The organism is Secundilactobacillus odoratitofui DSM 19909 = JCM 15043 (assembly GCF_001434895.1).
Taxonomy (GTDB): Bacteria; Bacillota; Bacilli; order Lactobacillales; family Lactobacillaceae; genus Secundilactobacillus; species Secundilactobacillus odoratitofui.
This window is the reverse complement of record NZ_AZEE01000030.1, coordinates 146,566-168,350: the sequence shown is the minus strand read 5'-3', so window position 1 is coordinate 168,350 and position 21,785 is coordinate 146,566. Positions and strand designations below refer to the sequence as shown.

Genomic DNA, 21,785 nt, shown 5'->3' with positions numbered 1-21,785 from the left:
TTTTTAGGATTCATTCTTTAAATTATTTATCAAACTTGTACCAACTGTGACCGTTGTAGCGGTACCACGTATAACCAGGATTCTGTTTAAAAGCCCAATTTTCTACCCATGGTTGAGAAGAATAAACGTGCGTTTTGGCTTTTAGCATAATGTGCTTCTTGTCCGTAGGTGGTAGTAAAGATTTAATTTTATGGCCGGAACGCCACGTGTTGTATCTATAAAATTTAGCGTCTAACAAAAAGGTGTACCAGGTTTTTTTGCCAATTTTTAGCTGCATTAGTTTTGGATAACCTTTAACTTTCCGTGCATAAAAAACTTTATGCGCTAATCCATCATTAAATACTGGACCGTATGCATCCAAAATCTGATTTTGCTGTGTCTTAGTATATTTCGTATAAAAATTATCAAAATCAGCGTTGGCCGCAAACTTTGTTTTAAATAGTAAAGTTGATTTACCCTCTCTTCCACCATACATAAAAGCCTGATGGTACTTCGTATAACTAAAGGCGTTAGAAGATGTGGTACGATACTTCAAAACTTTAGCCTGCGCGTGACTCGTCGTTGCCATGCCTAAACCCAAAGTGGCGGCAATTAATAAAAAGGCCGTTTTCAATTTAATCATGTTAATTCCCCCATGAATTTTTAAATGTATTCAGTTAACTGATAATTTATTTCAGCGGATCTTTTTTATCTAACGTGCTTTGCCGAACGCCCTTTTTCAAGATTGAAAAGTTGCCAACTTTAGTCCACTTCTTTTCAGTTCGATTCGAAGCGACATTGGGATCAATATGATTCCAGTAAGATCTAGTCCAAACTTTATACGTACTACCGGATTTTTGGAATCTGTAATGTCGCTCAGGCCAACCAGACATCTGCTTCGTCCGCTTCAACTCGTACGTATTCTTCTTAGTTTTGGCATACGCTAAATATGGTGTACCTTCTCCGGAATCGTAGTTAATAAAATTATTGTTGATGTAACCCTTGCCATCCTTGTAGTACATCGCATCAAATCGGGTGATTGACCAAATCTTATTCCGGTATGAAAATGTAATGTACTTTCGGCCATAGTAGTTCTTACCATACTCAGTCTTAACTTTGGACTTTGTTACCCAATACTTATGCGTCTTAAATGTGCTAGGGATGCCTTTGTGCCATGTAGCCGCATTTGCAGTTTCCGTACTACCAACTACGATTGCGCCACCAATCAAGCCAAGTGAAACACCCAATAACCCTAAACTTTTTCTAAAATGTGTCATCCTAATTCCCCCAAGAATTACAGAATATGTTCAATGCCAACCATTCAAAATTTTAGTTGGCGTTGGAAAATAAGTACCCATTAACAATAATACTGATGCGATCAGTTCCCCCTTTTTAGTCTAATGGACCTATACCTTTTCTAAAATATTCTGATATAAATATTTTGTTAAACTAATACTAATAAATGTATATTAATGTGTCAATAAAACATTAATGAGTTACTTAAAAAATAATTAATCACACTAATTGTTACTTGCAAGCCTACATACTATCTCTCATAAAAAACTTCTGAGTAAGCATGAATGTTAACTACAGAAAGCACATACTTCTCCAATCTTCTATCAACTTTAAAATAACTAAAATCGCTTTTAACAGTCAATTTTTCATAACAGCAAAAAAGCCACTGCTGGCACTTATCTCTAAGTACTCGCAGTAGCTTTCAAATTTCATCTTAATCATTTAACGAGCAAGAACTCAGCCTAAAATATCAGACTTATTCCCACTCAATGGTCGAAGGCGGCTTACTCGTTACATCATACACGATACGGTTAACATGCTTCACTTCGTTAACGATTCGCGTACTAATTTGAGCTAAGACTTCGTATGGAATGTGTGCAAAGTCAGCAGTCATCCCATCGATTGACGTTACGGCCCGGATACCAACGGTGTAATCGTAGGTCCGGCCGTCACCCATGACACCGACTGAACGAATTCCTGGTAAGACGGTGAAGTATTGCCAGATGTCGCGGTCTAAGCCGGCTTTTTTAATTTCTTCCCGGAGAATCAGGTCACTATCACGGACAATTTCGAGCTTTTCTTCGGTGATTTCACCGATAACTCGAATGCCCAGACCAGGACCAGGGAATGGTTGGCGCCAAACTAAATCGGATGGCATGCCCAACTTCTCACCTAATTCACGGGCTTCATCCTTGAAGAGTGAACGCAGTGGTTCGATCAATTGGAAGTGCATATCTTCTGGCAAACCGCCCACATTATGGTGAGATTTGATGGTTTGCGCTGTGTCAGTTCCACTTTCAATCACGTCGGTATACAACGTACCTTGAGCCAAGAAGTCGATGCCGTCCAACTTTTGGGCTTCATCATTGAAGACTTGGATAAATTCGTTACCAATGATTTTCCGCTTCTTTTCGGGTTCGCTGACACCAGCCAGCTTCGACAAGAACCGTTCTTGGGCGTTGACTTGGATAATGTTCAACCCGAACTTACCTTTCAAGCTGTCCATCACTTGTTCAGCTTCACCCTTACGCAACAGACCGTGATCAACGAAAATACTGGTTAGTTGACTACCAATGGCCTTGTGCAAGAGCACGCCGACAACGGAAGAATCAACCCCACCGGAAAGGCCAAGTAAGACCTTCTTGTCACCGACAGTTTCACGAATATGTTGAATTTGTAAGTCAATGAAGTCATCCATTGACCAGTTTGCTTCAGCTTGGCACACGTCAAAGGCGAAGTGCTTCAAGATTTCGTTACCATAATCAGTGTTACGAACTTCGGCATGGAATTGAATGCCGTAGAAGTTACGCGCCGTATCCTGCATTGCAGAAATTGGGCATTCGGGACTGGTTGCAACGGCAGTAAAGCCTTCTGGCACCTTGGTAACCAAGTCACCATGACTCATCCAGACGTTTTGTTCCCGTGGTGTGTTGGCAAATAACTTGGCATCATCACTGGTAACGGTGATGGCAGCCCGACCGTACTGACCGTTGTCAGAGTCGACTTGACCATCCAACGTGTAAGCCATTAACTGCATCCCGTAACAAATTCCCAAAATTGGAATGCCTAACTTGAAAATCTCAGGGTCAACCCGCAGCGCATCCTTAGCATACACACTGTTAGGGCCACCCGAAAAGATGATACCCTTGGGATTAAGGGCTTTGACTTCATCGGCTGTGATCTTATGTGACATCAATTCAGAATAGATGCCGAGGTCACGAATCCGGCGAGTAATCAACTGATTGTACTGAGAACCGAAGTCCAGCACAATGATCTTATCAAAGGACGATAAATCCACCTTTGCCAATCCATTCACACCTTTCTTATTGTCAAACAGAATCTGTTTCCATAGATATACTATACCGATACTTCTAATGCCGGTCAATCAAAATTAGAAAGTTTTCATTGTTCGCTTTTGGCTACCAAAATAGATTGTATTCAATCGTTTACACCATCTTCAACACTCAACCATGAACGTTTCGACTTTTGTTGTCGCTTTCAACTTCACTAGACCTGAAATACGAGCCAGCGCAACCGCCTAATTCTATGACTTCCGCAACATCACTTGATCAATAATATGCTGGTCCGCCTTATGAATGATCATATCCGCACGGTTGCGGGTCGGTAAAATATAATCCTCTAAGTTTGGTAGATCAATCGTTAACCAAATATTTTCAGCCGCTGCCACAGCTTCTGCTTCCGGCATTTTGGTGTAAGAGTGATAGTAGTTCTCTGGGTCACCAGCTGCCAGTTTCAATAACGCCTTGAAGCGATCAAGGTACCAAGTTTCAATCAACTTAGGCCGTGCATCGACGTAAATCGAAAAGTCCGTAAAATCCGATACATAAATCTGTTCGGTACTTGGCAGCTGCAAAGTGTTGATCCCTTCCACAATTAAAACGTCAGGTTGCACGATTTCTTGCACTTCATTTGGTACGATATCGTAGACTTTGTGCGAGTATACTGGTACCTCCATTAGCGGCTTACCAGATTTCACATCGTTCAAAAACTTAATCAGGGCCTTCATATCATAACTTTCAGGAAACCCCTTGCGTGCCAACAAGCCTCTTCGTTTCAGTTCAGACGTTGAGTACAAAAAACCATCCGTGGTGATCATTTCAATTCGCTGGTCCGCAAAAAAGTGGTTCATCAGCACTTTTAAGAGACGCGCAGTGGTACTTTTACCCACCGCGACACTACCAGCAATTCCGATAATGTAAGGCACGTGGCGGGTCGGCTGACGTAAGAACGCGGCCTTAGAATTCTGCCATTGATCAAAGTGTTTGATCAGAAGTCCCAAATAGTGGATCAGGGGAATGTAGATGTCTTGAACATCCTGCACAGAAATCTGATCGTTAAACGCCTTGATCTGCTTTAAGCTGGCCTGCGTCAATGGGACCGACGCAGCCTGGTAGAAGTCACGCCATTGGTTTTTAGTAAATACATCGTAATTCATAAAATCAGTCATCAGTGTCTGCCTCATTAATCCGTTTTCACAATCAATATTGTGACTATTATACCTGAAGCGCTATCATTTTACACGACATTCCCGGTTTTTAGTGCGGTTAAATTTCACAAATGATTTCATTTGCATCCTCTACCACCCCATTTTGAACTGTCACTATTACTACGTGCTAGCGGGCTTTTTCCGGTGCTGTGAGACCGACTTCAGCCACGAAAAAGCCGTGGCTTACGTCTCGCTTCTGAGCCTCACCAAACCCGTGAGTCTCAGAAACGTCCAGTACCACTAAACGCTAAAGCGTTAAGTGGTACTTGTCACTGCAACGAAAAAAGCCCGCTAGCCCTCCGTTCTCGTTACATTTGAGCATTATCAATCAACAGTGACTAGAAAAATAACAACGCATTACAATTAAAATTGCTTGTCACTTATACTATTTCGATAAACTGTTGTTACGAATACCATCGTCGATAACTCGCAAAAAATTCAATACGCGTTGCAACCAAATTCAAAAATTCTCTGCCATAACAAGTTCACCCAAATACAACTCAAAAGTAACACTCAGCAACTACTATTGCAGTTTATCCACCATCTCAGCCGTAGTGCCAGCAATTATTTTTTGGCTGGTGGCAGTGACAAGTGGCAGTTGGCGCTTTAGCGCTTACTGTCCACTGGACGGTTGTGAGACTGGTCTTTAGGCTCACAACCGAGGCGGAAGACGCGAAGCGGCTGCAGTCGGTCCCACATCCACCAGCCAAAAAATAAGTGGTGGCCGAAGGCGACATCTAGCACAACCCATAACTTAAAAGTTGATATCAAAAAAACCATTTCCTGAGTCATTTCAGAAAATGGTTTAATCATTAAAGCTTAACGTATTCATCCGTTGGAACTGTATCAAACAACGGTGACAACTTACCAGTGGCTAAAACGGTCAACTGGTGCATTGCCCGTGAACAAATCGTGTACAGCAACTGGCGTTCACCGTCGTCATGGTAGTTGGCTTCAGACGCGCCCCAAACAATAACGGCATCAAATTCGAGACCTTTAGCAAGGAACGATGGCACGATAATGACACCTGGTGCTAGCCGTTGGTTTTCGGATTGAATTAAGGTGGTCTTCACACCCGCGTCACTTAACTGGGTTGCCAGTTCACGACAATCAGCCAACGACTTGCCAATGATGGCGGTCGTTTCGTGGGCCGCATTGTTAGCATCCAACTGCGAGATCAACTGGGCCTGCGTGGCAGCGTTATCCTGGCCGACAAAGACCGTTGGCAAATCGCCCGCCCGATTGAACGCAGTCACCGCTTCACCATTAACCAAAATATGACGTGTAAAGTCAGTGATCTGTTGCGTTGAACGATAAGACTGGGTCAACTGAACAACCCGTGTCTTTTCCGGATCAAACATGGTGCTTAACTCGCTCAGTAACGTCTTGCTGTTTTCCTTGGTGAAAATGGCTTGGTTCAAATCACCAAGTAGCGTGAACCGTGCCCGCGGAAAACTAAACTTCAAGTAAGCTAACTGGAACGGTGTGTAATCTTGAATTTCATCGATGAATACGTAACGAATGTCTTTTTCGCCCTTCTTACCCGTCATTTTATCGTAAAGGTATAAGTAGGCCGACACGTTGCTCAATGTCATCTTGCGTTGCTTAATGTCCGTAACCGCCCGCTCAACGCTGGCCTTCCAGTCAGCCTTTGAAATACCATACTTATCTAAGTCAACAATCGCTGGCATGCTGCGTAACATGTGGACCATCTGGGAATTGATACTCAAGAAACGATTGCGAACGACGGCCTGCCGAATTGGCGTAAAGGCCTTCATCACAATTTTGCGTGCGTAGAATTGAAATTCCTTGTCGCCGTCTTCAAACTCGTGTGGGTCGTCGCCCTTCATCTGGTTCATTTCTTCACGACTTAGATCTTGAACGGCTTCTTCAACCCACTTAGCCCGCATCTCAGAGCTAATTCGGCGATTTAACATTTTAATGAGTTGCTCGCGGGTGCCATCAAGACGGTTACCCAAGCGATAGTGTTCATTAAAGCTATAGTAAATCTCATGAATTTTCTCTTTGGTAAAGAACGGTTTGCCCCGGAAATTGATATTTTTAAAAATCATATCCTCTTTTTCCAGGTGATTAGCGTAAGCTGATACTGCGTCAAAGAAGGTCAAACTCCCCTTGAGCGCATCAATTCGCTTCTCTGCCTCGCCGTAATCCTCACTGAATCTTTCAGCTAGTGTTTCGATTGCCATCTTAGGTAGACGACGACCGGCATACTGATAGTACGTCATCTGGACCATATTTTGTTCGCCCAGCTCTGGTAGCACTTGGTCGATATAATCGTTGAACAATTGGTTCGGCGAAAACAAAACGACCTGTCCGGAAGTAAGGTGACCACGATAACGGTAAAGTAAGTACGCAACCCGTTGTAAAACGGCAGCCGTTTTACCTGAGCCAGCCGCCCCTTGAACGAACAGTAAATCAGACTTGGTATCCCGAATAATCTGGTTTTGTTCCTTTTGAATCGTGGTGACGATACTCTTCATCTTGGTGTCAGATTGCTCACTTAACGCATCCAACAGCATCTGATCACCCACGGCTTCTTCAGTATCGAAAACGGTTTTGATCGTGCCGTCTTCAATTTGAAATTGCCGCTTGAGCTTCACGTCAACGGTCTGTTCCCCATCTGGCGTCAGGTAAGTCACATCACCTAAACCACCGTCATAATAGACGCTGGAAATTGGTGCCCGCCAGTCATATACTAGAAAACGATCAGGTTCATCTGAAAAAGACGCCAACCCAATATAGATACTTTCGGTCTTAGGTTCCCCCGCTTCGTGAAAATCGATCCGAGCAAAGTATGGCGTTTTCTCCATTTTGTGTAGTGTTTCTAATTCATTTGTCGCATGTTTCCAACTGTTCTGCCGTTCCCCCAGCAATTGCTGCTGTTGCCGAACCGACAAGGCAGTTTCTAACATACCTTCGTATGAATCAGTTTTAAGTCGCAAATCATTTTCAAAGTTTTTTCGAATGGCGGATTCATCAGACTCTGCTTGATCAATTCGCTCCTGCGATTTAGTCTGCGCAATCTTGATTTTGTCGATGACCACATCTAAGTGTGCTTGTTCCTGTTGCTTAATTGTTTCAGCCATAGCGCCCTCCAATCGTAAATTCGATATTCCATTCTACCACTATTAGAAACAGATAAGAACTATCTAGCACCATAATCTGATTAATTTTCGAGGTATTCTCATGGATCAACTTTCATTAGTCATAATTTTATTAGCCGCGCTCCTGATTCCGTTAGTCATGGCGCGATTCAAGTTAACGTTACTACCCACCGCTGTGATTGAAATTATCGTTGGGGTGATTCTGGGTCCCAGCTTGTTCAACTTAATTCATATCAGTGAAACACTAACGATGCTAAAAGGTGTCGGCGTCATCGTGTTGCTGTTTTTAAGTGGGCTTGAAATTGATTTTAGCCTGTTCAGCAGACGCAAGAACGAACTGACACCATTAGAGCAAAAGCAGTCCGCTGATGCCCCAAAATACTCGCCGGTCACGCTAGCCTTCTTAAGTTACGCTAGTATCGCTGTGATGTCAGTGATTCTGGCTGTCATTTTGAAGTTTACGGGTCTGTTCAGCGATATTTGGCTAGCCACCATCCTCTTTTTGACCATTTCACTGGGAATTGTGATTGCGGCATTGAAGGAAAAGGAATTGTTGAGTAAGCCATTTGGCCAAACGATCCTCCTGATTTCAGCGCTGGGTGAAGTGGTCCCAATGCTAGGTTTAACCTTTTACGCTTCCATTTACAGTCCAACCTCTAAATCGCTGTGGCTTTTATTGATTATTTTGCTGGTTGCAGCGCTATTATTCTTACGATTCAAAGCCTTCTTCAAGTTCTTTGACCGCATCAACAAGTCCACTACTCAGTTGGACGTGCGACTTTCCTTCTTTGTGATCGTTGCATTGGTCACAGTTGCCGAATCCGTTGGTGCTGAAGGCATCTTGGGTGCATTCATGGCTGGTATCGTAATCAAATTACTGGAGCCCCATGAAGAAACCAAAGTGCGGCTAGATTCGATTGGGTATGGGTTTTTCATTCCAATCTTCTTTATCATGAGTGGCGTTGGTCTGAACTTACGCACACTGCTATCTAACAAGCAAACGTTGATTTTGATTCCCGCCTTTCTAGTGGCCTACTTACTTTCAAAGGCCCTAGTATACCCAATTTTGCGACTCCGGTTTAAAAACGGCAACGCTTTTGCCGGCGCTGCTATGACCAGCACGACTTTGACCGTTGTTTTAGCCATTCTGCAGGTCGCCGAACATTTGCACAAACTGACCTCACAGCAATCTGGTGCTTTCCTATTAGCCGCCATTATCACCTGTGTCATTGGACCGCTGATCTTTAACAAACGCTACACGAGTGAAGCCGCCGATGTCAAAGCCACTAACGTCCACTTTATTGGCACCAATTTACTGACCGTTCCGGTGGCACAACAGTTGACCAAGAGCGGTTATGACGTCCACATGTACACTGACCGCGAAACGAACTACCGGGCATTTAACAGTGAAATTGATGTGCATTTACTCCCCAACTTAGTGCCCAGCGACTTGGTGGATGATCTGGTCTTCGATACCGATGTGATCGTACTTGGTCAAAGTAACACTAAAGAAAATTACCGACTGGCGAAAGCCGCCAAGCAATACGGCGTACCGCGCGTCATTGCCCGCTTTGAAGATCCTAATATTTTAGATGAACGAAAAGATACTTTAATCGATATGGGCGTCGAGGTTTATAGCACACCAGATGTCTCAATCAGTATGCTGCGAAGTTTAATTCAGACGCCATCAACCATCGAGTTATTGACTTCCACCGATTCAAGTGTTTATGAGGTGCAACTGCGCAACCATAAGTACGCAGACATTCAGGTTCGTAACCTGCCCTTCATCGATGACATCACCATTGCTCAGATTTATCGAGAGCACCGGTTCATCCGACCAAGTGGTGATACACCGCTTAAAATCAACGACCGAATCTTATTCACCAGTAATAAACAAGAAGCGCCGCGAATTCGGCGTGAGCTTGGCAAATTGAATTAGTTCCATTAAACTAATTCTATAATCATTGGGAGGTAATCATTTGGCAAACTTTGACATTTACCTTGTCCGTCATGGGCAAACGATTCTTAATAAATACCACCGGATTCAGGGGTGGATCGATGCGCCCCTTACCGAAAAAGGAGTAGCTGATGCAAAGGCTGCAGGTGCTCGTTTGGCCGACGTTGCTTTTACCAAAGCGTTTACCAGCGATGCACCTCGTGCACAGCGGACGGCCGCTCATATTCTGGCGCAAAACAGTGGCACCGTTAAAACTGCCACCATCAATACCGCTTTTCGTGAAGAAAACTTCGGTTACTTTGAGGGTAACGATGATGTGCAGACATGGCATATGATTGGCGGTCCGGAGGGGCACAACACGTTTAACGATATTATTACGGCCTACTCCATTGAAAAATCAAAGGACATGATCCACAACCTGGACCCGTTCAAGGATGCAGAAGATAACGCCACTTTCTGGGCTCGATTACAACCAGGTTTTGATGACCTGATCACCAACTGTGTCGACGGTGACAAAGTTTTGATCACTAGTCATGGCACAACCATCCGAAGTATCGTATCGAGGTTCAACCCAGCCATTAACATTGCAGTATCGGCTCAAAATGGCTCGGTAACGAAGCTTAGCGTTCATGGTGATGCAATTACTGTCGATTACTATAATCGTGTTGATGCGCACTTAGATTAACTACAAAACGTCGTGAATTCTTCTAGTTAGAATCCACGGCGTTTTTTTTGGTCTGAGGTACTTTTTGAAAGTGCAAGAGTTCGCCTCCGGCTCCCGGTAAGGGCGGGGCATGCTGTGGGGCCGGTTCGAGCCAAAGTTCGGTCTCGAACCTCGAAGTTGAACCGTGCCAAAACCCCTGCACGTTTCAACTTCGTCCCCGACTGGTTACCCAGTCGTTTCACTGCATGCCCCACCCTTACCGTCCGCACTACGGCTTACAATGTGCGTACTGTCAGCTAAATAATGACCAATTACTTATCATGGTGTCATTTTCATGTAATAACACTAGAAATTCTGAAGCGAAAACGGCACGTATGTACAAAATACGTGAAGGCTTTAATTTGCGCTAATTGTTTCATGATATACTTATACCATCATTCACATTGGGAGGATTATCATGAACTATCATTCAATACTAAGAGGCACTATTATCGCATTCAGTGTCACCGCTATCGGGGCCTGCACTAACCATCCAACTGCTCAGGCGGCTAGCTGGCATAAGGGCGTACCATCAACGATCAAGGGGACTTTCACAAACAGCTGGTTCCGTACCGATATGGGCACCACTCAAGGATTAATCGAATTTACGAATAGCCGGTTCACCATGAGTAGCAACCTTTCCGACCTCCTTCACGGCACCAAACTTCGCTATAAGCGGATTGGTAGCCACACTTATGAAGTCTCAAGCATCATTGCCAGTTATCGGACACCCTCTAAAGTTATCTACGGCACCCATCATGGTCAACGCAGAATATCCATCAAATTTATGGTAGGCAAACACTGGGAGAAGCACTACCATGGTTGGTTCTACAAAGCCTGATTAAAAGAGGCTGAAAAAATCCATATTGGTAGGTATCGAATTAATTTCTTAACTCGAAATGAGTATAAATTTCACTTTAACTCAAAACTGTTATCTGGTCTAAACGTGCGCAAAAGCTCAGGTCCCAGAATATAAAAAGACCGGCCCGTAGATTCCAAAACCAGGAATCCACGGGCCGGTCTTCTTATATTCTGGGACCTAAACGAGTTTTTGCCCACTCATTTTTGATTAATCCAACTTTCAAACCGTTATGAGTCTAACGATAGCTATGGTAATGCGTGCTTACGGTTGTCCAGTGATTACCGCTATCCTGAACCCCAATTCCATATTGCAGACGACCTTTTTCGTCTATTCGCCACCACGAATGCTCACTGCCATTATTTTTTTGACTATTAATATGCAGATAGCCTTCATCAGTCACCAGGGTTGTGATCATGTAATCCTTAACTGAAGCACCAGACTCGCTTAATTCGTACTTCACCCAAGAAATCGCCTGTTTTGACGTCAAGTTAGTCGTATCAACCGCACTGTCGCTGTCCGTACTGTCATTCGATGTCGTACCATTATCACTCGAGCTATCGTTAATCGCTTTATCGTAGGTCATCGTGATCGGCTTTGTCGTCACGTCCCAAATTTTAATCTTTTTTTCACCTAACACTTGAATTTTAACCAGGTTGGGCGTTTCCCGGGCTGCTTGAGTCGCACCTGAGTAAGATTTTAAGACATACGTTTGTTGGCCAATCTGTTTATATTTAAGATCTTGATTAACGCCACCACCAGACCCGCTATTAACCAATTTGTGTTGATTATCGTACATCAAAAGCGAACTATTCATTTGCGTGCCATCAGTCGCAAAAGTACGCTTAAGCAATGGTTCCTTGTTGGTTGAATCATCGACATTCTTTTCAAAGTTCGTTTCCAACCACTGTGCCTTCAATTTTGTCGGCGCCCCAGTGACCCAATCACCGTTCGTGGCTGTATCACAGGTTAAATAGTTTCCATTGATATTTTCATAGCTCGTTTTGACGGAATAACCGATGCCGGAAAAGTCCAAGTATTTGAGTTTCAACTGATACTTTTCACCTGACTGCGATTGCATTGATAACGTGTAACCTGGCATTGAGTATGAGTGATTATCAGTTTTACTGGTCTGTTTAACCGCTAAAATCTTCCCAGCCGCAATCGTTCCCCGCGCCTTTGACGATAGACGCCAATGCCAGTACCCTGCTTTTTTATAAAACTGAGAGTAGGTCTCCTCGCCACCATTCGTCAACGTACCAGCGTCTTCAGAAACCTTCTGACTAAGGGGTTTAAATACTTGATCAACCGGATTCGCCTTTTTAGCAGTGTGCGTTGCTTTAGGTTGGCTGGTTGCTGAACTTGAACTTTGGGTTGAGTGGCAGCCAGCTAGGAACAGCCCTAGCACTGCCACACCCGCTACTAGGTAACCATACTTGTGTCGCTTCATTTTTTCACCTCAACTATTTGCTGTAGGTATATTAGCCATGATTCAAAGACCCCTACTTAAAATTAAATGCGCCATGAATACTTTGAAAATCTGTATCAACCAAGTATCCGCCAGTCCTTAAACTAACGGTAAGCTCAAAGTTCCGATTCAAATAAGGTTGAGCGGTACTTGTCGCATGAATCTTAGCAGTATCACCCGAAATGGTTCCTGAATTAATAAGTGCTTGCGCAATGACGCCCCGTTTTTTTGAGGAAAGTGTCCAATACCATAATTCACCAATTTTATCGAATTCAGAATAAGTGGTCTCCCCACCATTAGTTCTGGTACTAGCGTCTTCACTTGTGCGCCCAGTTGCGTTTGATGATAACCAACTTTTAATATCACTTGAAGTAGCAATATCATTCACATCAGCATAGTCCGTCATAGCAGCTTTACCGATCGTATAATCACCATCAATGTTCTTAAAACTGGTTTTAAAATTGTATTTAGTATGTGCATCATTTAACCACGTTAAGTGCGCTACGTACCTGGTCCCAGGTTCGTACTTGTCGCTCTTCAATGCGACAATGTCATCGGAGCCTTCGTTAGACGCACTACTTACCGTAGCATCTTCAACCTGACCGCGTTTAGTTGACCAGAAACGCCAGTGCCAGTTTGCGTCATCATTGCTGTAATAAAATTGCGAATAAGTAATATCACCGCCATTCGTTCGGGTAGCGGGATCTTCACAGGCGCTTTGGCTAAAATCAGATAAAAGACTATCAATTCCTTGCTCCGAGTCAGTCGATGAAGAATTAGCATCAGTCGTGGTTGTGTCATCAGTCTTCGAATCACTTGATTTCGTCACCTTCATGGCTGAATACTTGGTAGAATGACGATTCGTCCGGGTTGTCTGCTTAGCGGCCTGATGCTGTGCACCAACTGTATTAAGAAGCAAAACACCGATAACCACTACTAACACAACAATTACCGCGCTCAACCCAATAATAAGTCCGCGCTTCGGTTTAGAGGTCTGTTGCCGTCTCATTCAATCACTCCCCTACCTAGTAAACCCGCACTTTAACATAGTGCGCCTTATTTGGTTTAAAGTGGGTATACACGTGTGAGTAAACATTCTGTGGCATTACCAGCAAAACGTTACGGTAGTGACCACCCATTTTTAGCTTGTAGGGTGCGTATGTTTGACGATCACCCATTAACGTCGTCAGCCGGTAAAATTTAACTGTCTTAGCCTTGTAACCCGCTACTTTGATTTTATGTTTTGAATACTTCGCTGTCACTTGACTACCTGTATAGTGACCAGTGGCATCCGAAAACGAATAGTGAGCCACCTTTAACGTTTGTCGATGATGAGCACCGCCAAAGTACCAAGTGCCTCGCATTGCTTTTGGTGTTGCAGCAGCGTGTGACGTTACTGGTTTAGTCGTAGTCAGTACCGCTCCCGCTATGACTGGTACCACCATCATACTCAACGATAATTTCAATACTGATTTAGCTTTATTCGATAAAGCCGAACTTCCTAATAACCCCATTAACAACATCCCCTATCTAAATATTAGTTAATACCTTGCAAGTTAGCGATTTCCACTGCCAACAAGCATTTCAGCATTTAGCTACTTACACATACTACTATAATTATTTTCTAAAATACAGATGAACAATAAAATCTAGTGGTAGTTATTTTTTAAATTGAAGCTGTCTTTCCTATAAATCAATAAAATTTTACTTTGATGTTATGATACACTTTAAACAGCATATTTATGTAAATGGCTGTGCCCGATAAACCACATTTATTGACGTTAGAAAAGCACACTCGATTCAAATTAGAGGACCCACAAAGTCTATAAAATGACTTTCTCAAGTTACAAAAAAACAAAATTTTTATTTTATAGGGCATGTTTCATTTCAAGATTACAATTTTTTCGATCAAAATAGACCAAGACTACATTTGAGTTACCAGTGAGTTACCAGAATTTAAAATTTTTTCATAATTAACACTACGTTGGGAGAACTAAATCATGTTTAGAATAATAAAAGCAATCATCATCCTCGTTATCGGAATTGGCTTATTAAGTTTCACTAGCCAAACCGTCGTCCATGCAAAATCATTCCACACCTATCACGTTACTCCGAAGAATACTCGAGGAACTTGGTATGGTTATAATCGAAAAATCGTCATTACTCGAACACATTACTATGAATTTGGAGCAAATCGGAAAAGTCACGAATTAAAAAGCCCTCATATCAACACCGTTAAGGCAAATAAAGGGTGGTGGAATATCATGAGTACCACGAATCCATCAATAAGTGCTCAAACTACCATTCGTAGACAAACACTAAAAGTAAATGGTCATAAACGCGTTGTACTTGAACAAATTGGTGATCCTGTCGATAGACTAAGAACCGAAGTCAGATGCTACACCCATTATTCAAGCCAAAAGAAGTTGCATTTAGTGACCTACATTGGATATAACATTATTTATCCAGATTCACCGTTTGCGTAATTAATCTCACTAAAGAACCTATGCGCATCATTCAAAAGCAGCTAACATCTATTAATCAAGATGATGGCTGCTTTTGTAGTGCTACGATATTTGGAGGTTGAGAGGCGATTTGCCTCTCAACCCCTTTTTCTATCCCATTATCGGTGTACACAAATAAAACAATTCGCTACTTCACGTTCACCGTTTCAATCAAAGAAAAGAGTAATGGCGTTAGTGTAATGTTCTATACTGAAAGCTTTTTTCAATTGGCGCTTGAAATTATAAACTTAAATCATGATTTTCGCAGTACATTTGAAACTCATCCGGCCATTCTTTAAGTCGTCAAAAAGCACAATGTGATGTACTTAACCAAACTCAAAAAATTATCACATAATATAAAACGTATGCCTAAATCTATCGAATTTCTGAAAAAATCGTAAACAGATGTCCTTGGTTGAACTTACTAGCTACATAAGCCGTAGCGCCTCCAGTCCGTTTTGGGGCGGGTAGCAGTGACTAGTACCACTTTGTGCGCCAGCGCTTAGTGGTACTGGACGTTTCTGAGACTCGCTTTTTCGAGGATCAGAGACGAGATGGAAAACGCGAAGCGGTTGAAGTCGGTCCCACAGCACCCCGCCCCAAAACGGACTGGAAGCCGAAGGCGGACTGAAGAACGAAAAGAAGCCATTACCTAAAAGATAGGCAATGACTTTTTTCAAATAACAAACTATTTTAAAGGATCTCAAGTCCCATTTTCTTAGCCCGTTCTTGATACATTGGAATTTCATCTTCACTAGCTTGAACATAGTGCCGTGGCGAAATTTCAACGAGTTCACGCTTCTTGGAACCATCTTCATACTTAGGATCATACCCAATTTGAGTTCGAGTCCGCTCGTATTCAGGATCAGGAACTGGCACAGCAGAAAGCAAACTGCGGGTGTAGTCGTGTAATGGGTGGTTATAAACTTCGTCAGAACTACCCACTTCAAGCATTCGACCGTAATGTAACACACCAATTCGATCTGAGATGTATTTAACCATCGACAAATCATGGGCGATAAACAAGTAGGTCAATTTTCGCTTACGTTGCAATTCCTTCAACAAGTTAACCACTTGGGCTTGGATGGAAACGTCCAAGGCTGAGATTGGCTCATCAGCAATGATGAACTTTGGTTGGACAGCCAGTGCCCGCGCAATCCCGATCCGTTGTCGTTGACCACCAGAGAACTCATGTGGGTAACGACTCGCATGATCGCGGTTTAACCCGACAGTGTCCAGCAAGTCAGCGACTTGTTGACTCCGATCGTCATCATCTTTAGCTAAGTGGTTAATGTCGATTCCTTCGGCAATAATATCTTTAACCTTCATCCGTGGGTTCAATGACGCATACGGATCTTGGAAAATCATTTGCATATCACGCCGGAATTGTTGCATTTTAGCTCGGTCATGCATACCAATCACTTGTTGACCGTTGAATAAGATGGAACCACTTGTTGGGGTATACAGGTGAATAATTGCCCGTCCAGTAGTGGTTTTACCTGAGCCAGATTCACCAACTAATCCGAAGGTTTCCCCTTCGTAGATATCGAAGGAAACGTCGTCCACGGCCTTAACTTCGTCTTTTTTGCCGACGTTAAAGTACTGCTTCAAATGACTGACTTCAAGCACTTTTTTAGCGTTTTGGTCCTCCATTATTGCTTTTCCTCCTCTTCCTCAACGTGATGGCCTTGTTGCGCCAGGTCTTTTTGCATCTTGGCAAACTGTTCCTGACGTTCAAGAATTTGTTCTGGTGGTGTGACCTTTGGTGCGTCTGGATGCAACAACCAAGTGGCTGCATAGTGCGTATCTGATACCTTGAAGAATGGTGGTTCCTGTTCCGTATCAATCTTCAACGCATAAGCATTCCGGGCAGCAAAGGCATCACCAGCAGGTGGATCCAATAAGTCAGGTGGCGTCCCTGGAATTGACGGTAATTCTTCACCGTTGGTATCCAAGGTCGGCATTGAACTCAGAAGACCCCAAGTGTAAGGGTGCTTTGGGTTGTAGAAAATCTCATCAACCGTACCATATTCCACAATTTTCCCGGCATACATTACGGCAACTCGATCTGCCATCCCGGCAACCACACCCAAGTCATGGGTGATGAAAATGATTGACGTCGAAATTTTATTTTGCAATTCACGCATTAAATCCAAAATTTGGGCTTGAATCGTCACATCCAACGCAGTGGTTGGTTCATCAGCAATCAAAATTTCTGGATAGTTGATTAAGGCAATCGCAATCACGATCCGTTGTCTCATCCCACCTGAAAATTGGTGTGGATAATCATTGATTCGTTGTTCAGCATCGGTAATGCCAACCAATTTCATCATTTCAAGGGCTTGGGCCATGGCCTTGTCCTTCTTCATCCCTTTGTGGACCATTAATGGTTCCGCAATTTGACGGCCAATTCTCATGGTTGGATCAAGCGACGTCATTGGGTCTTGGAAAATTTGGGCAATTTGGGCACCACGTAATTGTTCCAATTCTTTTTGTGACATCTTCAATATATCCTTACCGTGGAACTGAATGTCACCACCAGCGACTTCTGAGTTGGCAGCCAATAAACCCATGATTGAACGAGTCGTGACCGTTTTACCTGACCCAGATTCACCAACAATGGCTAAGGTTTCACCCTTTTTCAAATTAAAACTCACGTCACGGATAGCTTTGACGGTTCCGGCGTAGGTGTTGAAGTTGATTTTGAGGTGATTGACCTCCAAAATATTTTCGTTACTTTCCATTTTGTCGTCTCACCTACCCTTTCGATTGTGGATCAAAGGCATCTCGCAGGCCATCGGCAAACACGTTGAAGGCAATCATGATGATTGACAGCACGATGGCTGGATACCACATTTGATATGGCAAGAATTGGAAGTTCTTTTGACCATCATTCAGCAAAGTACCAAGTGAAGCCTTTGGTGAACTAATCCCAATCCCAACGTAGGACAGGAACGCTTCGAAGAAGATGGCACTTGGAATCGTAAACATCGTTTGAATAATGATGATACTCGACAAGTTTGGTAACAAGTGCTTAAACGCAATCTTAATCGAACTTTCGCCAAGCGTTTTAGCGGCTAAAACGTACTCCTGTTCTTTTAACTCCAGCGTTTGCGCTCGAATCAGTCGGGCCATGGTGGTCCAACTTGAAAAGGCAATCGCAATCGTGATCGACATCATGCCGGGTTTCAAAACCAAAATTAAGAGCACAACGACAACCAAGGTTGGAATCGACATGATAATTTCAATGATTCGTTGCATAAAGTTATCGATTCGGCCACCCTTCCAGCCTGAGAACAGACCGAAAGTCACACCAAATAACAAGTCAACCAGCGTTGCCACAACCGCAACTGTCAATGAAATTCGAGTCCCATAAAGGATCCGAGATAACAAGTCACGACCTAAGTAGTCGGTCCCCAACCAGTAGTGCACGCTACTTGCGGCACCAGCGGCTTTGTAAGCATCAACTCGGCTACCAGCTTGAACCAGCGTCCCGTTAAACCCATTAATGCCAACACCTGGCCACTTTGGTGGTAAGTTTGCATACTGTGGGTTAACCGCGTTCGGATTGTGTGGTGAAATGAACGCTGAACCAAACGCCATTACAAAGAAAATAATTAAAAGTGTCATGGCGATAATGGCACCTTTGTTCTTTTTTAATCGACGCCAAGCATCCTGCATAAAAGTCAGGTTTGGTGCCGAAATTTTTTCACTGTCAAGATGCTTTGATTTATCAAGCGGCTCAAACGCATCTGCAGGAAGTTTTACTTCATCAGCCATTTATTTGCCTCCCACTTTATTTACTCGTGTTTGTAATTCTGATTCGTGGATCAATAATTCCGTAAACGATATCGGTAATCAGCAACACAACCATCAGCATTAAACTATAAACGATGGTCACAGCCATGATGGTTGGATAATCGTTAGTCAAAATTGACTTAACGAATTGTTCCCCAATACCCGGTACCGAGAAGATGTTTTCAATAACCATTGACCCAGTCATAATGTTAACGGCTAATGGCCCAATGATTGTGACAACTGGAATTAAACTGTTCCGCAAGGCATGGTGATAAATCACGCCCCACTTGCTGAGCCCCTTAGCCTTAGCGAGCTCAATGTAATCAGAATTCAACACATCGACCATTTCGGTTCGAATAAACCGCGCCGTATCCGCAAACGGTGACGCGGCCAACGCAATTGTTGGCAAGATAGTGTAAGCAAACCCACCCCAATCAGCAATTGGCAACCAGCCAAGTTTCAAACCAATATAGTACTGAAGTAAGACAGCCAAAACGAAACTAGGAATTGAAATCCCTAAGATTGAAACAATCGTAGTGGTTGAATCAACCCAAGTGTTTTTCTTAATGGCACCAAGGGCACCAACTAAGATCCCAGGAATCACACCTAAAATCATCGCTTGAGCACCAAGCAACAGTGATGGTCCGATCCGACTAGAAATTAAGTAAGAAACGGGTTGATCACTGAATTGGAAGGATGTCCCAAAGTTACCATGAAAAACGCCGGCAACGTAAATCAGATACTGTTGCCATACGGGTTTTGTCAGCCCGTATTGTTTTAAAATCAGGTGTTGCTGGGCAGGGGACAACTTTTGTTGGTTAGTCAATGGTGTCCCTGGGAGCAATTTCATCATGAAAAACGTTACGGTGATGACGATGAATAGGGTCAATAGCAGATAAAATATCCGCTTTATTAAATATTTCGCCATGAAGATACCTCTCATTCCTAACATCTTTATACGTGTTGCTAATATGTAAAAGCAAGGATTGCATTGCGCGAATCCTTACCTCCACCCTTGAAACTATTTATAAACAATTGTGTGACCACAATTGCGGTTATAACCATTTATTTACGTGTGCGCCGTTACTTACTATTGGAAATGTAAGCGTGGCTGAAGTCCCATTGTGCACCGGTTGGGAAGTACTGAACACCCTTGACCTTGGACTTGAGCAATTGTGCCTGTGTTTGTTGATAAAGTGGCACAATGCCTTGTTGGCTCATCAAAGTCTTTTCAGCACTGACTAAATCATCCCAACGAGCAGCACTATTATCGGCATCCTTGCCCTCAGCATTCTTGATTGCTGTATCATAGGCGCTGTTCTGCCATTGCCCACGGTTGTAGGAATTGTTGGATGTAAACAGTGAGCTAAAGGAAATGGCATCTGGGAAGTCCGCGCTCCAACCACCAATGACAAGATCAAAATCACCTTTGGTTGAACGACTCAAACGGACGTTGAATGGTACATTTGTCGTCGTGACTTTTAAACCAGGTAACTTGGTCAACTGACTTTGGATAAACTCAGCGGTTTGTTTACCAGCTGGTGTATCATCCGCAAGTAGCTCTAATGATAAGCTTGACCGACCTGACTTCTTCAAGGCCTGACGCCATTCAGCCTTAGCCTGCTTCAAATTATACGCTGTACCAGACTTAACGTAGGCAGCATCCGCAAAATCGGTGTTACCACGCTTAGCCAACTTGGTTGGCACTAAGCCTTTAGGTGCCTGAGAACCATCAGCTAACACGTTCTTAACTAATTGTTCCTTATTAATGGCCAATGAAATGGCTTTGCGGGCCGCAACATTGTTCTTAAAGAACCCTTTGCGTTGATTCATTTCTAGATAAAACGTTGAGGCACCATTACGCAAATGCATCTCTTTAGAGTTCTTAAGCTGCTTATATTGCGTGCCATCAGTAATGATCTCATCGACTTTACCACTTTGATATTGACTCAACCAAGTTCCTTGATCTTTGATGACCTGGAACTTAATAGCTGCCAACTTGGTCGCTTTAGCGTTCCAGTACTGCTTGTTCTTCTTCAACGTCCAAGTATTATTGGTCCCATTCCAACCCGTTAGCTTAAATGGTCCGTTATAAACGGCACTCGACGAATTCGAAGCGTACTTCGAACCATACTTTTCAGCCACCTTTTGGTTTTGTGGGAAGAAGGCCTGTGCCCCAACCAGATACTTGAAATAGGTCTGTGGTCGCGATAAAGTAACCACCACTTTATACTTACCGTCCGCTTTGATACCGAGCTTAGACGGGGCTAATTTGCCCTTATTGACCGCGCTAAAGTTTTTAACGTGATCATATAGGTAAGCATACTGGGAGGCGGTACTTGGTTTAACCGTCCGTCGCCAACCATAAACGAAGTCGTTGGCAGTCACCGGATCACCATTACTCCACTTAGAGTGACGTAAGTTAAAAGTCCAAGTTTTGCCATCCTTTGACACCGAATAAGATTTCGCAACACCAGGACGTAACTTCGAGCCTTCACCAAGTCGAAGTAACCCTTCATCAACGTTGTTCAACGTTCCACCGCTGACAATATCCGTTGATTTTGATGGATCCATCGTTGGTAAATTAGCCGTTTCTACCCAATTTAACGTCTGATCGCTCGCTAGCGACTTATCACTGCTCTTTGAACCACAGGCAGCTAATAGTAGCAACGAGGCGCCAGATACTGCACCTAACGCCAATGCCTTGTTAAACTTCATAAGCAATGCACTCCCTATAATTCGCATAAACATGCTTTAATTGATAATACAAAGAATGTGTACATTGTATATTAGAAATTCATTAAAATCAATGGTAGTTTATCATTTTAAACCTTTGGGTAGCGTTGAAAAGGTGCTATCACGAGGATTCA

Annotated in this window: 17 protein-coding genes; 4 read left to right on the top strand and 13 right to left on the bottom strand. The window is 43.3% G+C overall.

What is annotated here, in order from left to right:
• Positions 1 to 22: 22 nt before the first annotated feature.
• From FD04_RS11010 to helD, 5 genes are all read right to left on the bottom strand, one after another.
• Entirely contained in the window at positions 23 to 622 is a 600-nt protein-coding gene (locus FD04_RS11010) for a hypothetical protein (protein ID WP_056948864.1), read from the bottom strand.
• 46 nt (positions 623 to 668) lie between these two features.
• On the bottom strand, positions 669 to 1,256 hold the full coding sequence (locus FD04_RS11005; protein ID WP_056948862.1) for a hypothetical protein: 588 nt from the start codon (positions 1,254 to 1,256) through the stop codon (positions 669 to 671).
• Between the two features lie 494 nt (positions 1,257 to 1,750).
• Complete coding sequence (gene guaA, locus FD04_RS11000; protein WP_156660462.1) at positions 1,751 to 3,301, bottom strand: glutamine-hydrolyzing GMP synthase; 1,551 nt, start codon at positions 3,299 to 3,301, stop codon at positions 1,751 to 1,753.
• 237 nt (positions 3,302 to 3,538) lie between these two features.
• Positions 3,539 to 4,462 carry a type I pantothenate kinase gene (gene coaA / locus FD04_RS10995; RefSeq protein WP_056948859.1) on the bottom strand — a complete coding sequence of 308 codons (924 nt, stop codon included), beginning with the start codon at positions 4,460 to 4,462 and terminating at the stop codon, positions 3,539 to 3,541.
• A gap of 851 nt (positions 4,463 to 5,313) precedes the next feature.
• Positions 5,314 to 7,608, bottom strand: coding sequence for an RNA polymerase recycling motor HelD (helD, locus tag FD04_RS10990; protein ID WP_056948856.1), 2,295 nt, complete (start codon positions 7,606 to 7,608; stop codon positions 5,314 to 5,316).
• A gap of 100 nt (positions 7,609 to 7,708) precedes the next feature.
• Here helD and FD04_RS10985 point away from each other — a divergent pair, with 100 nt between their 5' ends.
• The 3 genes from FD04_RS10985 to FD04_RS10975 all read left to right on the top strand — a co-directional run bounded on the left by FD04_RS10985 (position 7,709) and on the right by FD04_RS10975 (position 11,127).
• Positions 7,709 to 9,565, top strand: a complete 1,857-nt coding sequence (locus FD04_RS10985; RefSeq protein ID WP_056948854.1) for a cation:proton antiporter family protein — start codon at positions 7,709 to 7,711, stop codon at positions 9,563 to 9,565.
• Between the two features lie 40 nt (positions 9,566 to 9,605).
• Positions 9,606 to 10,268 carry a histidine phosphatase family protein gene (locus tag FD04_RS10980; RefSeq protein ID WP_054700769.1) on the top strand — a complete coding sequence of 221 codons (663 nt, stop codon included), beginning with the start codon at positions 9,606 to 9,608 and terminating at the stop codon, positions 10,266 to 10,268.
• 436 nt (positions 10,269 to 10,704) lie between these two features.
• Positions 10,705 to 11,127: a hypothetical protein gene (locus FD04_RS10975; RefSeq protein ID WP_056948852.1), complete on the top strand. Its 423-nt coding sequence runs from the start codon at positions 10,705 to 10,707 to the stop codon at positions 11,125 to 11,127.
• Positions 11,128 to 11,383: 256 nt separating this feature from the next.
• Here the strand turns inward: FD04_RS10975 and FD04_RS10970 are convergent, their stop codons facing one another.
• The 3 genes from FD04_RS10970 to FD04_RS10960 are packed head-to-tail and all read right to left on the bottom strand — an operon-like array spanning position 11,384 to position 14,127.
• Positions 11,384 to 12,595 carry a hypothetical protein gene (locus tag FD04_RS10970; RefSeq protein ID WP_056948850.1) on the bottom strand — a complete coding sequence of 404 codons (1,212 nt, stop codon included), beginning with the start codon at positions 12,593 to 12,595 and terminating at the stop codon, positions 11,384 to 11,386.
• A 52-nt stretch (positions 12,596 to 12,647) separates the two neighbouring features.
• Positions 12,648 to 13,622, bottom strand: coding sequence for a hypothetical protein (locus FD04_RS10965; protein ID WP_054700761.1), 975 nt, complete (start codon positions 13,620 to 13,622; stop codon positions 12,648 to 12,650).
• Positions 13,623 to 13,638: 16 nt separating this feature from the next.
• Entirely contained in the window at positions 13,639 to 14,127 is a 489-nt protein-coding gene (locus tag FD04_RS10960) for a hypothetical protein (RefSeq protein WP_054700758.1), read from the bottom strand.
• Between the two features lie 486 nt (positions 14,128 to 14,613).
• On the opposite strand from FD04_RS10960, the gene FD04_RS10955 reads away from it, so the two are divergent.
• Positions 14,614 to 15,099, top strand: a complete 486-nt coding sequence (locus FD04_RS10955; RefSeq protein WP_054700755.1) for a hypothetical protein — start codon at positions 14,614 to 14,616, stop codon at positions 15,097 to 15,099.
• Positions 15,100 to 15,810: 711 nt separating this feature from the next.
• On the opposite strand, the gene FD04_RS10950 is transcribed toward FD04_RS10955, so the two are convergent.
• The 5 genes from FD04_RS10950 to FD04_RS10930 form a co-directional block, all read right to left on the bottom strand.
• Positions 15,811 to 16,770, bottom strand: coding sequence for an ABC transporter ATP-binding protein (locus tag FD04_RS10950; RefSeq protein WP_056948848.1), 960 nt, complete (start codon positions 16,768 to 16,770; stop codon positions 15,811 to 15,813).
• Entirely contained in the window at positions 16,770 to 17,861 is a 1,092-nt protein-coding gene (locus tag FD04_RS10945; RefSeq protein ID WP_054700752.1) for an ABC transporter ATP-binding protein, read from the bottom strand. The genes FD04_RS10950 and FD04_RS10945 overlap by 1 nt, the downstream gene beginning before the upstream one ends.
• Positions 17,862 to 17,874: 13 nt before the next feature.
• Positions 17,875 to 18,897 (bottom strand): ABC transporter permease, encoded by a 1,023-nt coding sequence (locus FD04_RS10940; RefSeq protein WP_056948846.1) that lies wholly within the window; start codon positions 18,895 to 18,897, stop codon positions 17,875 to 17,877.
• A gap of 16 nt (positions 18,898 to 18,913) precedes the next feature.
• The gene (opp3b, locus tag FD04_RS10935) at positions 18,914 to 19,843 is read right to left on the bottom strand and encodes an oligopeptide ABC transporter permease (protein ID WP_056948844.1); all 930 of its coding nucleotides are present in this window, start codon (positions 19,841 to 19,843) and stop codon (positions 18,914 to 18,916) included.
• Positions 19,844 to 19,998: 155 nt separating this feature from the next.
• Positions 19,999 to 21,633: a peptide ABC transporter substrate-binding protein gene (locus tag FD04_RS10930; RefSeq protein WP_056948842.1), complete on the bottom strand. Its 1,635-nt coding sequence runs from the start codon at positions 21,631 to 21,633 to the stop codon at positions 19,999 to 20,001.
• Between the last annotated feature and the right edge of the window lie 152 nt (positions 21,634 to 21,785).

Bases quoted from the DNA above. Each gene is read 5' to 3' on its own strand.
- FD04_RS11005 (WP_056948862.1), bottom strand. From the start codon at position 1,256: ATGACACATTTTAGAAAAAGTTTAGGGTTATTGGGTGTTTCACTTGGC.
- opp3b (WP_056948844.1), bottom strand. From the start codon at position 19,843: ATGGCGAAATATTTAATAAAGCGGATATTTTATCTGCTATTGACCCTA.
- helD (WP_056948856.1), bottom strand. From the start codon at position 7,608: ATGGCTGAAACAATTAAGCAACAGGAACAAGCACACTTAGATGTGGTC.
- FD04_RS10985 (WP_056948854.1), top strand. From the start codon at position 7,709: ATGGATCAACTTTCATTAGTCATAATTTTATTAGCCGCGCTCCTGATT.
- FD04_RS10955 (WP_054700755.1), top strand. From the start codon at position 14,614: ATGTTTAGAATAATAAAAGCAATCATCATCCTCGTTATCGGAATTGGC.
- coaA (WP_056948859.1), bottom strand. From the start codon at position 4,462: ATGACTGATTTTATGAATTACGATGTATTTACTAAAAACCAATGGCGT.
- FD04_RS10950 (WP_056948848.1), bottom strand. From the start codon at position 16,770: ATGGAGGACCAAAACGCTAAAAAAGTGCTTGAAGTCAGTCATTTGAAG.
- FD04_RS10970 (WP_056948850.1), bottom strand. From the start codon at position 12,595: ATGAAGCGACACAAGTATGGTTACCTAGTAGCGGGTGTGGCAGTGCTA.
- FD04_RS10975 (WP_056948852.1), top strand. From the start codon at position 10,705: ATGAACTATCATTCAATACTAAGAGGCACTATTATCGCATTCAGTGTC.
- FD04_RS11010 (WP_056948864.1), bottom strand. From the start codon at position 622: ATGATTAAATTGAAAACGGCCTTTTTATTAATTGCCGCCACTTTGGGT.
- FD04_RS10960 (WP_054700758.1), bottom strand. From the start codon at position 14,127: ATGGGGTTATTAGGAAGTTCGGCTTTATCGAATAAAGCTAAATCAGTA.
- FD04_RS10945 (WP_054700752.1), bottom strand. From the start codon at position 17,861: ATGGAAAGTAACGAAAATATTTTGGAGGTCAATCACCTCAAAATCAAC.
- FD04_RS10940 (WP_056948846.1), bottom strand. From the start codon at position 18,897: ATGGCTGATGAAGTAAAACTTCCTGCAGATGCGTTTGAGCCGCTTGAT.
- FD04_RS10930 (WP_056948842.1), bottom strand. From the start codon at position 21,633: ATGAAGTTTAACAAGGCATTGGCGTTAGGTGCAGTATCTGGCGCCTCG.
- FD04_RS10965 (WP_054700761.1), bottom strand. From the start codon at position 13,622: ATGAGACGGCAACAGACCTCTAAACCGAAGCGCGGACTTATTATTGGG.